The following is a 12,428-nucleotide window of genomic DNA, read 5'->3' on the forward strand; positions in this document are numbered from 1 at the left end:
TGACCTCTTCCGTGTCAGGGAAGCGCTCTCCCACTGAGCTAATCGCGCCTATGCATTTATCAAGACTCTTACTTGAACCTAGCCAAGTGACCTTGACTTCAAGAAAGTCCTGGAGCGGATGACGAGACTCGAACTCGCGACCCTCACCTTGGCAAGGTGATGCGCTACCAACTGCGCTACATCCGCATTGCACGTTCCCGGCCGGTATGCCGTGGTGCGAGAAGAAACTTTATCGTGCGCCGCCCCAGTTTCCAAATCCGCAGCCCACGGCACTAATCCCCTGACTTCCAACAGGATTCAGATTACATCAGTGTGATTGAGACTGCAGTTACAACGGACACGGCAGGGATGGCGGTTGCAAGCCCCCTTATTAACTCCATCAAGGCTCTAGTGCCGACAAGCCACAAATTAAAACACGGTTGAGCTGGACGATTAGGGGTTTCCATATGCGCGGTGTACTTTAAAGCCTGCACCGAGGTTCTATAGCTCAGTGGGAGAGCGTTCCGTTCACACCGGAAAGGTCGCTGGTTCAATCCCAGCTAGGACCACCATTATTACTGCGAGTCAGCAACATGCAGTACTGGATAAAAGCCTCCACGTGGAGATGATGAGGATAATAAACCTGCATTCATCCTTTCTCGCGGGGGTGTTTTCTCGTTGCGCCTCATACTGACCACCGGAGCTAGACGCATACCTTAACGCGTTGGGGTCACGGCACGGTCGAACAAGCCTGCACAACATTGAACCTGCCCCCTGGCGCAGTTATCCAATTACTCCATAAAAGTTCACTAGCAACAAGTGCAGGAATAGGATGATTTTCGTGCAGTTGCCAAAGTTTGGCCCAGCCTGGGCAGGCGCCTTGATGGGAACCTCCATTGCGTCAACTTTGTCGGGTTTACATGGTTTAGACGTAGGCCAAATTGTCTTCGCTCTTATCGCAGCAATGCTGCTGGTGATTTTTACCGTGGGGGCAAAGAATGAACCTCCTCGGCACCAGAACATGGCGGCGTGGGGGATGTACACGATGGGTCTGCTGGCGTGCGGCTCGGCGTGGACTGCGTTAACCGGAAACGTTGCCTTCCAGTTAGTAAGTTGGTGGATTGGCGCACCGCTTTCTGTCGTGGTGTGCCTGTGGCAGCTCTGGGGGTTATTCCAGCAGCCGCACCACTACGACAAGCCCGCTTTTCCTTGGGGGCTAGCGCTGGTTTCCCCTATGGTGGCGGCGACCTCCGCAGGCCAATTGGCTATCAACCATGGGCAGTTCTATCACTTTGCCGGCGAGCTGTGCTTCTTCCTCACCTTCATCACGGCAATTCCGCTGTTCGCCTACTGTTACCGGTCTCTTGTACAACGCCGAGATAGGCCGTGCGGCGCAGCTGCTGGTACAGCGTGGATCCCGCTGGGCGTGGTTGGTCAATCAACGGCCGCCTCGACTTTGCTTTTTGACGCCCACCTCTACGGCATCATCATGTTCGCCATCGGAGCACCCTGCGTAGCATTCGCCATGTACTGCTTCTACCAAGCGGTATTCGCGTGGGCTCCCTACGGCCCCGGCTGGTGGGGTTCGACCTTCCCAGTCGGAACGCTGTGCCTAGGTTCATGGGATGAAGGCTGGCACCGGTTGTCCTTCGCTTTACTGGTGCTCTTGCTGCTCCACTGGGGAGCCTCCGCGCTGCGTTTCGGCACGTGGCGGCTCCAGAGCGCCTAAACTTCTGAAGCTCGGCCCAGCCCACAGCCCAGTCCAGCGCAGGGGCAGCCCAGCCCAGGCATAGTCACCCTTTGAGGTACCGTAGGGCGCCATGAGTGACACTGCGCTAATAGAACGCCTGCTGGGCCCAGACCAAGAAGGAATCCGCTTAATTGCGGTGAGTACGCTCCACGGCTCCGCCACCATCGATGGCACCTCCGAACCGATGGGCAACGACACCGACGCTGAACTCTTTGCCGCCCTACGCGAGTGGGCGGACGTTGCCGTCGTCGGCTCAGCCACGGTGAAAGCAGAAGATTATGGGCCGGCGTCAAATACCCGTCTCGCCGTCTTCAGCCACTCCCTCGATTTTTCCGGCTTCGAGGACTTCATTGCAGCTGGCCCCCTCGTGCTTACCCCCGCAGAACGCGCATCTTCACTCGAGGCACGGCGCTTAGCCGACGCTGGTGCCGAAGTCGTTAGCACAGGTACCGGAACCATGAGCGAGGCTATTGCTGCCCTCCGCGCCCAGGGCGCGCGCCGCATCAGTTGTGAAGGTGGGCCATCCGTCTACTCCGCCTTTATCGCAGAAGGCCTCGTAGACAAGCTGTATTTGACGCTTGATCCGCACCTTTCCCCTTCCGTCGAAAAGCCAGTCGTTGACGGCGAGGCCACCTCCCCCGCGCTCAAGCTCGAGCTAGAGAACGTCACCGCCGTCGACAACACGGTGTTTCTGCGCTACCGGCGCACTCAGACCCCGTAAACTGTGCTGCCGTGACTTCTCCGGCTCCCTCACCCTCAGATTCCACATTCGCTGATTCCGCGCGACTGTGGACGGCCGCCGCGTGGCCCGCCGCCATCGTCTTGGTTTTCCATCGCGTGTTCGTGCTCGCCTTCAACGGCACGGTGACTGATGATTTCGGCACCGTCTACCGCGCGATCCGGAACCTGTGGGAGGGCACCCCGGTCTACGAGCAAAACTATTCCTTCGTCGAACCGCTCTACCTGTATAACCCAGGCGCCACGGTCCTCTTGTCCCCCTTGGGGCTCGTGTCCGAGGAACACGCGCGCATCGCCTTCATTCTGGCCAACGCCGCCGCCATCATCGCTGCACTAGCCGTGTTGACCCGCTTCGTGGGCCACAGCCTGCGGGGCCCACTGTGGCCGGTCAGCATCGCTGCTGCCTTCGCTACCGAATCAGTTATCAACACGTTGGTCTTTACCAACATCAACGGTTTATTGCTGCTCGCGATGGTGGCGTTCTTGGCCTTGTTGGATAAACACGGCTGGGCCGCTGGCTTGTGCATCGGACTGGCGATTCTGGTCAAACCACAATTTGCCCCGCTGCTCTTCCTCGCCCTCGTCCGCAAGCGCTGGCTCACTGTAGGCTTGGGCGTAGCCGTACCTTTGGTAGTCAACCTTGCAGCCTGGCCGTTCGTCCCCGGCGTGGAGGGCTTCCGCGCCAACCTTGTGCCTTACCTGTCCACCACGCGCGATTATGCCAACGCCTCGTGGCCGGGCGTGCGCGCCTACTTCGATCTCCCCGGCATCATCTACTATCCCATCTGGTTGCTCTTCGCAGTACTTGCGGCAGTGGCGATCCTCGGTCTGCTGCGCTGGCACGACAGTGAGCCCACCTTCTGGGCGCTGAGCACCAGTGGTGCCATCATGGTCGGCATCTTCTTCCTTTCCTCCCTGGGTCAGCAGTATTACTCCATGTGGCTTATCCCCATGCTGTTTACGGTGGTACTTGCGCGCTCGGTCTTCCACACGTGGGGAGCATGGTTGGCCGCATTTTTATTCTTGGCGCCGCTCGAGTGGACGTCGTCCAGCATGCCCACCGCCGCGCACTGGATGAGCGTCTTTATCGCTACCCTTGGGTGGGGACTGCTCATTGTGGTCACCGCCGCCTCGGTGGCCGGCTGGTGGGCTGCGGAGCGAGGCACTAGCCCCAAGCCTCAAGCGAGCGATAAAATCCCTGCATGACTGATTTCAAGCTCATTGCTGATACTGAATGGCGCAAGCGCCTAAGTCCGGAGGAATACCACGTCCTGCGCGAGGCTGGCACCGAGGCACCGCACGTCGGTGAATACACCAACACCACCACCGAGGGTGTGTACTCCTGCCGTGCCTGCGGTGCCGAGCTCTTCCGCTCCACGGAAAAGTTCGAGTCGCACTGCGGCTGGCCGTCCTTCTTCTCCCCTTTGGCCGGCGACGCCATCATTGAGCGTGAAGACAATTCACTGGGCATGCGCCGCATCGAGGTGCTGTGTGCTAACTGCGAGTCCCACCTTGGACACGTCTTCGAAGGCGAAGGCTACGATACGCCGACGGACCTGCGCTACTGCATTAATTCCATCTGCCTCGACCTAGAAGAAAAGCCGGTCGAGGACTAAACCCTCAACCGACTTCCGGTGCCTTTCGCTGCCGCTACCCCGAATTATCGCAGCTCTTAAGGCAGGATAGCGATGAGCTCAGCGACGTCCTTCACGCGGCGTCCGGTGTGGAAGGGAATTTCCTCACGCACGTGGTGGCGAGCCTCGGTGTAGCGCATCAGGTACATCAGGTCCACGATGCGGTGCAGCTCTGGGGCCTCAAAGGCCAGGATCCACTCATAGTCACCCAGCGCGAAGGCCGGCACGGTGTTTGCGCGCACATCCGGGTAATCACGGCCCTGCATGCCATGCTCCATGAGGATGCGGCGGCGCTTTTCTTCATCCATGGTGTACCAGTCGTAGGAACGCACGAAGGGATAGACAGAAATCCACTCGCCAGGTTCTTCGCCCATGATGAAGGACGGCAGGTGAGATTTGTTGAACTCCGCCGGGCGGTGCAAAGCATTTCCTACCCACGTCACCTCAGAAACCTGGCCCAGGACGGTCTCGCGGCGGAAATCCGCGAAAGCCTTCTGGATGTCGGCGAATTCTTCCGCGTGCCACCAAATCATGTAATCAGCGCTCTCGCGCATTCCGGACAGGTCATAGATACCGCGAACGGTAACCACGCCTGCTTCCTCGAGCTCAGAGAAGAACTTCTGCGCCTGCGCCACGATCTCCTCGCGCTCCGTGCCCAACGCACCCGGGATCACCTGAAATACCGCGTGCTGCGAGTAGCGCTGGACCTTGTTGAGCTCGGCGAAGTTGACCTTCGACATGCCTTTCTCCTTCTTTCAACCGACAGAGTTTCTTATCCATCATAAGTTGGAGGCGCCTCCGCGCGCCACTAGCTTTTCGGCGCGCCTTCCACCGCCACACGGGCGGAGCTTATACCTTGATCCCCGTGAGCAATTCCGACGTTTCTTCGCGCAACCTCGCAGGGGCACCGACCAACCTGCACGATCGCGCCGCCGCCTCTTCCACCGAATCGCGCCCTGCGGAGCCGAGCACTCCGACCGCCTTCACGGAGGCCGTCGAGTCCCTCCATACCGCACAGCTGCGCCCCGAAATCACCTTGGGCACCATCCGCCCACCGCAACGCCTGGCTCCATTCAGCCACGCCATCGGCCTCGAGGTTGAGCGCACAGAACACGGGGACCTTATCCCTACTGACTCTGAAGGCGATGCCTTCGGCCGCCTCATCCTGTTGCACGACCCAGGCGCTGAGGAAGCCTGGGAAGGTGCGATGCGCCTGGTGGCCTACATCCAGGCAGACTTGGACGATGCCGTCGCCGGGGACCCGCTGCTTCCCGACGTCGCCTGGGAATGGCTCACTGAATCCCTCGACGTGCGCGAAGCTACTCATACGAATTTGGGAGGCACCGTCACCTCGACCGCTTCCGTTCGTTTCGGCGAAATTGGCGGACCACCGCGCGCCTACCAATTAGAAATGCGCGCCTCGTGGACTGCCTCCGGCCTGGATCTCGCCCCACACGTCGAAGCTTTTGCGCAAGTCCTCTCTCTCGTCGCTGGTTTGCCGCCAGAGGGCGTAGCCGAACTCGGACGCTAAGATGAGCGAATTGCGCCAGGTACCGGTTGATGGGACGCCGAAAGTCCTCCTTTCTCCCCGTGAGTTTCAAGCCGGTGCCGCCCGCTTAGCTGCGGGCACCGGGCCGTTTGCCATCGACACCGAACGCGCCTCGTCCTACCGTTTTGATGACCGCGCCTTCCTCGTGCAAATCCGCCGGGAGGGTGCAGGCACGTTCTTGTTCGCCCCGGAGCACCACCGCGATGAGCTCCGCGCAGCACTCGCACCGGTGCTCAATGGGCAAAAGTGGGTGGTCCATGCCGCCCCTTCCGATCTCCCGAGCCTAGCGTGGATGGGCCTATACCCGGGCATGCTGTTCGATACCGAGTTAGCTGCCCGCTTCGCCGGTTTCGCACACCCTAACTTAGCCGCAATGGTGCTGGAGCTTTTCGACGTTGAACTGGAAAAAGGCTACGGCGATTCCGACTGGTCCGAAACCCCCATCCCGCGGAAGTGGCGCAATTATGCGGCGCTCGACGTGGAGCTTCTCAACGAGCTCGCCGTGACACTGCGAGATATTCTTGCGGAACAGGACAAGCTCGACTGGGCTTATGAAGAGTTTGAGAGGATTGTCGAAGACCACGCCCGCATCACTGGGCCTGAACCTAGGTCGTGGCGGGCCCTCAAGGGTGTCTCCTCTCTGCGCTCCCGAGAGCAACTCGTGGTAGCCCGTGAACTGTGGCAGCGACGCGAATCCATCGCCCGCTCCCAAGACATCGCCCCTAACCGAGTACTGCCGCACCGTGTGCTCGTCGACATCGCGCGCCGCGTGCCCCGGTCGCCGCACGAAATCAATCAAGTTAAAGGCTTCCCCCGCCGCCGCGGCGGCGCCACCTTGCGCTGGTTCGATGCCGTCGAGACCGCCCTTGCTAGCCCGCGCCAGCAGTGGCCGAAGGCGTTGCGCAGCCCACGCCCGGTTCCTTCCAAATCAGCTTTTAACCGAGATTTCCCCGAGCTGTGGCAGCTCTATACCGAGATCCGTGGTGATTTCGAGGCTCTCGGTGAAGAGCTGGGCATGAGCTACGAGCTGATCCTCAAACCCAGCTTGGTCCGCGCTGTAGTCTGGGCGGCCTGCGGACCTAAAGGCGGTGTGGCGGGCGAAATCGCAGCAGACGCCGATATCCCCGATTTCCTGCGTTCCCAAGGTGCGCGCGAATGGCAGGTAGAGCTATCCGCGCCGCTCCTGCGTCGCGGTCTAGCGCGAATACGCTCTATGCCACCGCGCCTCTAGCTCCGAGCAGCTACCCACTCATTCACGGAGTCCGTGATTCCCTCCGGGGTCAACCCGAATTCCTCAAGGATTTCTCCGCGGCTGGCATGCTTGGGGAAGCACCCAGGAACACCAAGGCGGTGGACTGGGGTATCCACATCCGCGGCGTCGAGTGCTTCCGCCACCATGGAACCCACGCCGCCCCGCAAGAGGCCATCCTCTACCGTGACCACAAGATCATGATCAGCAGCGAGTGCAACAATGGATTGCGGGACCGGCACCGGCCAGCGCGGATCCACGACGGTGACGTTGAAGCCTTGGGCTTCGAGCAGCTCAGCTGCTCCCAGGGAACGCGCACTCATGGCACCGATAGCGACGATAAGTACATCAGTGGCTTCCGCCGCAGCAGCATCGGAATAGCTCAGGATATCTACCCCGTCATCGAGGCGCTTGAGTTCGTCGCGGTCATCAAGGAGGTTGCCCTTGGGGAAGCGCACCACCGTGGGGCCATCCTCAATAGCGATGGCCTCATTAAAGAGCTCACGCAGGCGTGCGCCATCGCGCGGCGCGGCAATGCGCATCCCCGGGACGATGCTCATCAACGCCATGTCCCACACTCCGTTGTGCGAAGGGCCATCAGAGCCCGTGACACCGGCGCGGTCGAGCACGATGGTGACGGGCAGCTTGAGCAGCGCGATGTCCATGACGACTTGGTCCACTGCACGGTTAAGGAAGGTGGAGTACACCGCCACTACCGGATGCATTCCGGCCAGCGCCAGACCGGAGGCGGAGGCCATGGCATGCTGTTCGGCGATGCCAACGTCGAAGAATCGCTCCGGGAATTCCTCCTGGAAGGGCGCAAGACCCGTCGGCCCCGCCATAGCAGCGGTAATAGCCACGATATCCTCGCGCGCATGACCGGCCTTGATGAGTTCCTCGGAAAAGGCCGCAGTCCATCCCGGCTGCTTTTGCCCCTTGGAGACACCGGTGACCGGGTCGATAGCTCCGGTGGAGTGCATCTGGTCCTTCGGCTCATTGACCGCCGGGGCAAAGCCATGCCCCTTCTCCGTGACGGTGTGCACGATGATGGGACCGTCATAGTCCCGGGCATAACTCAGTGCCCGGACCACCGCGTCGATATCGTGGCCATTAATGGGGCCAATGTATTTGATTCCCAACTCTGGGAACATCTCGGTAGGCAGAACGGTGGACTTTACGCCCTCCTTGACCGCGTGCAGAGCATCAAAGGTACGCTCGCCTACCCAACCCATCGACTTCAGGCGTTTCTTGCCCAACTCCATGAACTCGTCATAACCATGCTGTGCACGAATACGCCCGAGGTTCTCCGAAAGGCCGCCAATGGTCGGCGAATAGGAGCGGCCATTGTCGTTAACGACGATGACGACGTTGCGGTCTTTATCCGCAGAGATGTTGTTCAATGCCTCCCAGCACATGCCACCGGTGAGGGCACCATCACCGACGACTGCCACGGCATTGCGGTGCGATTCACCGCGAATCTTGAAAGCCTTGGAAAGGCCGTCCACCGTGGATAGCGCTGCAGAAGCGTGCGAGGATTCGGTCCAGTCATGTTCCGATTCCCCACGGTCCGTGTACCCGGATAAGCCGCCCTTCTGGCGCAAGGAATCAAACTGGTTGGCACGGCCGGTGAGCATCTTGTGCACATAAGACTGGTGCGAGGTATCGAAGACGACGGGGTCCCGCGGGGAGTCGAAGACGCGGTGGATCGCCACCGTGAGCTCCACAACGCCCAGGTTGGGCCCGAGGTGACCGCCCGTGGCGGACACCTTCTCAATCAAGCGCTGGCGGATATCCGCCGCGAGCTCAACCAGTTGCGTCTTGCTCAGGGCTTTGAGATCGCCTGGTGATTGAATGGAATCCAGAATGCCCATAGAGCTTGCCTTAAACCCCTTCATCGATCGTTTTCTTCTCTACCACCGTACCCGCTTATACGCGTGACACGTCAATCATTACCCCGGGATCTTCCGCCGCGGATGCATCCTGCCTTATGCCGCAGGAACCAGCAGTGCCAAGGTCTCAAAATGGTGTGTTCCCGGAAAGGCATTCACCATAGCTAGGCGCTCCATGCGGTAGCCGCGCTCGGACCATGCAGCGATATCACGCGCAAACGTAGCGGGGTCACAGCCAATGTGGAGGACGCGCTGCGGCGCCGCAGCGGCAATGGCGTCCACCACCTCAACACCCGCACCGGTACGCGGAGGATCCAAAATGACCGTTGTTGGCCGCGGCAGCTGGCTTGCGGCCTGCTCCACCTTAGCTGTCCGGAAGTGCACATCAATTCCTGAAAGGCCCGGCTGCGCTGCCGCAGCCGCCGGCGAGTAATCGACGGAATACACCGTGGCGTGCCCACCCTCAGGTGCAGTGACTTCAGCCAGCGCGGGAACGAATAGCCCTACTCCTCCGTAGAGATCCCACGCTACTGCTGTGACCTCGGATCCCTTCGTTGCTTCGTGTTCTTCGGCCTCGCCTTCAGCCGCGAGCCACTGACGCGCAAGCCGTGTGTAGACATCAGGTGCGCCGATGTGTGCTTGCCAAAAGGCGGTGGGTGGGAAGTGAAACTCGTGGCCATCAGCGCGTTGAACTACGTCTTGCGTCGGCGCCTCGATGGTCTCCCGAATAGTCTCGATCCTCCGGCCGCGCGGCGCCTTCCGGGTTTCCACGACGTGGCGGTTACCGTCGCTGTCCATGACCGCAATGACCTCCGCGCCAGGGCTAAATGTGCGGGCTCCAGGACCGACCAGACCGCTGACAAGGCCCGGTACTAGCTGGCTGCACGCCACGTCCGTAACCAGTTCTGTGGATCCGCGCTTGCGCACACCAGCACGGCCTTGCTGGTCGACGCCCAACCGGACCCGCGTGCGCCACCCTCGCTGGGGCGCCACATCAATAGGCTCAATTTCTGGAATACTCTCAAGGCGTCCTACCCGGCGCAGCTGATCCCGCAAGACTGCGACCTTGATTCCCGGCTCCGCCGCTAGGTCTAGCTCAGCGAAGTCGCAGCACCCGGCACCACGCTGTGCCGCCGGGCAGGCAGATTCAACGCGGTCAGGGCTTGCCTTGAGCACAGCATCAATTTCGGCTTCCACGAAAGATTTCTTCACCTTGGTAGCCGTCACTGCTACCTGGTCTCCGGGAAAAGCGCCGGGGACAAAACACACACGCCCGTCGGGTGCTGCGCCGATTCCGACACCGCCGTGCCCCATGCGCTCGATGGAGGTACCGAAAGACTGGCCTTTGGTGATGGCTGCGCTCTCAGCGTTCCGCTCAGTCTTAGTCATGAGTTTTCTCCTTGTGTAATTCCGGAGCCCTGCGCTTCCTCAACAACAGCGTTGGCGCGACGCACCATCCAAACAGTCAAGATGGTGACGATACCGGTCAGCGGCCAGCCCATGAGGATGCGGACGATGCCGAGGGTTGTGGTCTCGTCGGCGTCGTACAGCGCGCGCTGCACTATGAACCGGGCGATGAAGACTGCGGCCCACCCCGCTGTTGCTAAGGCATAGGCCCGCCGTGCCTTCGGTACTGTGCGCCACCCCATGTCATCGCCGTTCAGGCCCTTCCAGACCACGCCCACGAGTGGCCAGCGCGCGATGATAGAGACCACCGCCACGATGAACAGCACGAGCGACATCCAGATTCCATAAAGGAAATAGCCCTTGGCATCCCCTGTAAACCAGGCAATAGCGGCGCAGATAGCTACGCCCAACAGGCCGGAAACAGCCGGCTGCAGGGTCTCTTTGCGGGCCAAACGCCACACGCTAATGGCCAATGCCACGCCGAGCGCCGCAGCCAGCGCTGGTCCCAGACCCCAGACGTTGTTGACTGGGATGAGAACCAGCACCGGTAGGGTCGCGGACACGAGCCCAGTCAGGCCTCCCATCTGTTCGAGCAACGATGGTTCCACCTCGGCATCCGGGACCACGGCCGTTGCCTGCGGTGACGTATCGGTACTCGGCCCCGCGGTATCTGCGGGGCTAGGGGCGGCGCCGCGCTCAGTGAAATCGTGCTCTTCAGGCGTAGGGGTGGTCACGTGTTTTAAGAATCCTTTTCGCTAGTGCCGGGGAGAGAAAACAACGTTTAAAGTTTTAGTTCTTCTCGTTGTCTTCGAGCTCCCGCAGCTGTTCGCGGGCTTGGGCCTCCGCGGCGTTCTCGACGCCTTCGGTAGCTGATGCGGCCTCCGGTGTTGCAGTGTTGTCGGCATCGGCAGCCTGCTGCTGGCGCTCCTTCAGGGCCTGCTGAACTTGCTCAGCCAGTTGCTGCGGCAGCATAACAGGAAGCGAACTTCCGGCCAGGATAGGCGCCTCACCACGGTAGATGAAGGTACGGGCGACGACTTCACGCCCCAGCTTTGCGAGCTCTTTTTCCTTGCCCGCCGGGGCGGCCAGGGTCAATCGGTACATCCACCGCGGCCCCTCCACGCCGATAATGCGGATCCCGCCTTTGTCGCTGGATCCAACAATTTCAGATCCCCAAGGCCCGTCCTCTGGGTGCGCGGCAAAACCATCGGCTTCCAAGCCTTGGACGATATCCTCCGCAGATTCCGCCCATTGCCCTGGCGTGCGCGGCGCGGCAAAGGCTACGGGGGTCATGCGGCCGTGCGGCGTAAGGATGTGGAGCATGCGCGGGCCGTCTTGGCCCATCTCCACCTGGACCTGCGAGCCCTTCGGCAGCGGGATGCGCATGGAACCCAGGTCCAGCAAACCAACCGAGAAGTCCTCAAAGTTGAACTCGGCAATATCAACATTATCGCCGTCGTAGGGCCCCATTTCCCCGTTGATGGCATCATGTGCCACGGCCTTAATCCCGGTAACACCATGAGAATCATCGTTGGCTTCGCGGACTAGGCCAGCGCTGGATTCGGCAGGAGCCGAGGCAGCGGTATCGGCTACGGTCTCTGCTGCCTCCGGAGCAGCCTCGTCCTGACGGAGATCCGGGTTCTTCCCCGCGTCCTCGGTCTTATTCTCGTCCTTCTTCTTTTTGCCAAAGGGCCACATCGCCATGGTTTATGCCTTCCTTAATTCGTGTGTGTTACTGGTCTATTCGAGTCAGTTGACGCCAGTGGAGCCGTAACCGCCTTCACCGCGAGCGGTCTCATCGAGTTCCTCAACCTCACGGAAACCGACCAACTCCACGCGTTGCACAAGGAGTTGGGCAATACGCATTCCCCGCTCAACCTCAAAGGTCTCTACTGGGTCGTGGTTAATAAGGCAGACTTTAATCTCACCGCGGTACTCCGCATCGATGGTGCCTGGCGTGTTGACCACGGAAATCCCATGCTTGGCTGCCAGGCCGGACCGAGGGTGAACCAAGCCGACCGTGCCCATCGGCAGGGCAAGGGCTATACCCGTGCCAACCAAAGCCCGCTGGCCGGGACGCAGAGTGACATCGTGCGCAGCATAGAGATCCGCGCCGGCATCGCCACGGTGGGCGCGCTGCGGCAGCGGAAGCTCCTTATCAAGGCGCTTTACCTGAATCTGACCAAAAGGACTTACCGGTTCTACGAGGGGATGTTGCTCATTCACGCGGCCC

11 protein-coding genes, 2 tRNA genes and 1 pseudogene are annotated in these 12,428 nt (G+C 60.6%); 7 read left to right on the forward strand and 7 right to left on the reverse strand.

Annotation, left to right across the window (positions count from 1 at the left end; translation table 11 throughout):
• Nucleotides 1-110: 110 nt before the first annotated feature.
• Nucleotides 111-186: transfer RNA gene (locus tag HMPREF2996_RS09955), tRNA-Gly, on the reverse strand.
• A 290-nt stretch (nucleotides 187-476) separates the two neighbouring features.
• On the opposite strand from HMPREF2996_RS09955, the gene HMPREF2996_RS09960 reads away from it, so the two are divergent.
• The 5 genes and pseudogenes from HMPREF2996_RS09960 to msrB all read left to right on the forward strand — a co-directional run bounded on the left by HMPREF2996_RS09960 (nucleotide 477) and on the right by msrB (nucleotide 4,083).
• Nucleotides 477-551: transfer RNA gene (locus tag HMPREF2996_RS09960), tRNA-Val, on the forward strand.
• Nucleotides 552-811: 260 nt separating this feature from the next.
• On the forward strand, nucleotides 812-1,708 hold the full coding sequence (locus tag HMPREF2996_RS09965; protein ID WP_246823026.1) for a TDT family transporter: 897 nt from the start codon (nucleotides 812-814) through the stop codon (nucleotides 1,706-1,708).
• A gap of 205 nt (nucleotides 1,709-1,913) precedes the next feature.
• Nucleotides 1,914-2,357 (forward strand): annotated as a pseudogene (locus HMPREF2996_RS09970) (dihydrofolate reductase family protein); the annotation flags it as partial.
• 104 nt (nucleotides 2,358-2,461) lie between these two features.
• A complete protein-coding gene (locus HMPREF2996_RS09975; protein WP_070731239.1) occupies nucleotides 2,462-3,673 on the forward strand; it encodes a glycosyltransferase family 87 protein in 1,212 nt (403 codons plus the stop codon).
• Nucleotides 3,670-4,083 (forward strand): peptide-methionine (R)-S-oxide reductase MsrB, encoded by a 414-nt coding sequence (gene msrB / locus HMPREF2996_RS09980; protein WP_070522057.1) that lies wholly within the window; start codon nucleotides 3,670-3,672, stop codon nucleotides 4,081-4,083. Before HMPREF2996_RS09975 ends, msrB begins: the two co-directional genes overlap by 4 nt.
• Before the next feature lie 56 nt (nucleotides 4,084-4,139).
• On the opposite strand, the gene hemQ is transcribed toward msrB, so the two are convergent.
• On the reverse strand, nucleotides 4,140-4,841 hold the full coding sequence (gene hemQ, locus HMPREF2996_RS09985; RefSeq protein ID WP_070446778.1) for a hydrogen peroxide-dependent heme synthase: 702 nt from the start codon (nucleotides 4,839-4,841) through the stop codon (nucleotides 4,140-4,142).
• A 176-nt stretch (nucleotides 4,842-5,017) separates the two neighbouring features.
• Between hemQ and HMPREF2996_RS09990 the strand changes: the two genes are divergently transcribed.
• Nucleotides 5,018-5,632: a DUF3000 domain-containing protein gene (locus HMPREF2996_RS09990; RefSeq protein ID WP_070731279.1), complete on the forward strand. Its 615-nt coding sequence runs from the start codon at nucleotides 5,018-5,020 to the stop codon at nucleotides 5,630-5,632.
• A 1-nt stretch (nucleotide 5,633) separates the two neighbouring features.
• Complete coding sequence (locus HMPREF2996_RS09995) at nucleotides 5,634-6,881, forward strand: HRDC domain-containing protein (protein WP_070731241.1); 1,248 nt, start codon at nucleotides 5,634-5,636, stop codon at nucleotides 6,879-6,881.
• On the opposite strand, the gene dxs is transcribed toward HMPREF2996_RS09995, so the two are convergent.
• From dxs to dut, 5 genes are all read right to left on the reverse strand, one after another.
• Nucleotides 6,878-8,770, reverse strand: coding sequence for a 1-deoxy-D-xylulose-5-phosphate synthase (gene dxs / locus HMPREF2996_RS10000; RefSeq protein ID WP_070719189.1), 1,893 nt, complete (start codon nucleotides 8,768-8,770; stop codon nucleotides 6,878-6,880). The two genes, HMPREF2996_RS09995 and dxs, sit on opposite strands and share 4 nt — an antisense overlap.
• 114 nt (nucleotides 8,771-8,884) lie before the next feature.
• Nucleotides 8,885-10,177, reverse strand: coding sequence for a class I SAM-dependent RNA methyltransferase (locus HMPREF2996_RS10005; RefSeq protein ID WP_070719187.1), 1,293 nt, complete (start codon nucleotides 10,175-10,177; stop codon nucleotides 8,885-8,887).
• Nucleotides 10,174-10,929: a DUF3159 domain-containing protein gene (locus tag HMPREF2996_RS10010; RefSeq protein WP_070446774.1), complete on the reverse strand. Its 756-nt coding sequence runs from the start codon at nucleotides 10,927-10,929 to the stop codon at nucleotides 10,174-10,176. The genes HMPREF2996_RS10005 and HMPREF2996_RS10010 overlap by 4 nt, the downstream gene beginning before the upstream one ends.
• Before the next feature lie 55 nt (nucleotides 10,930-10,984).
• Nucleotides 10,985-11,899 carry a DUF3710 domain-containing protein gene (locus HMPREF2996_RS10015; RefSeq protein WP_070731242.1) on the reverse strand — a complete coding sequence of 305 codons (915 nt, stop codon included), beginning with the start codon at nucleotides 11,897-11,899 and terminating at the stop codon, nucleotides 10,985-10,987.
• A 45-nt stretch (nucleotides 11,900-11,944) separates the two neighbouring features.
• A complete protein-coding gene (gene dut, locus HMPREF2996_RS10020) occupies nucleotides 11,945-12,421 on the reverse strand; it encodes a dUTP diphosphatase (RefSeq protein WP_070446772.1) in 477 nt (158 codons plus the stop codon).
• Nucleotides 12,422-12,428: the final 7 nt, after the last annotated feature.

The sequence above is a fragment of the Corynebacterium sp. HMSC066C02 genome (genome assembly GCF_001814945.1).
Lineage (GTDB): Bacteria > Actinomycetota > Actinomycetes > Mycobacteriales > Mycobacteriaceae > Corynebacterium > Corynebacterium aurimucosum.

Coding starts and splice junctions, on each gene's coding strand:
- HMPREF2996_RS09965 (WP_246823026.1), top strand. CDS start 812: ATGATTTTCGTGCAGTTGCCAAAGTTTGGCCCAGCCTGGGCAGGCGCC.
- HMPREF2996_RS09995 (WP_070731241.1), top strand. CDS start 5,634: ATGAGCGAATTGCGCCAGGTACCGGTTGATGGGACGCCGAAAGTCCTC.
- hemQ (WP_070446778.1), bottom strand. CDS start 4,841: ATGTCGAAGGTCAACTTCGCCGAGCTCAACAAGGTCCAGCGCTACTCG.
- HMPREF2996_RS10015 (WP_070731242.1), bottom strand. CDS start 11,899: ATGGCGATGTGGCCCTTTGGCAAAAAGAAGAAGGACGAGAATAAGACC.
- HMPREF2996_RS10005 (WP_070719187.1), bottom strand. CDS start 10,177: ATGACTAAGACTGAGCGGAACGCTGAGAGCGCAGCCATCACCAAAGGC.
- msrB (WP_070522057.1), top strand. CDS start 3,670: ATGACTGATTTCAAGCTCATTGCTGATACTGAATGGCGCAAGCGCCTA.
- dxs (WP_070719189.1), bottom strand. CDS start 8,770: ATGGGCATTCTGGATTCCATTCAATCACCAGGCGATCTCAAAGCCCTG.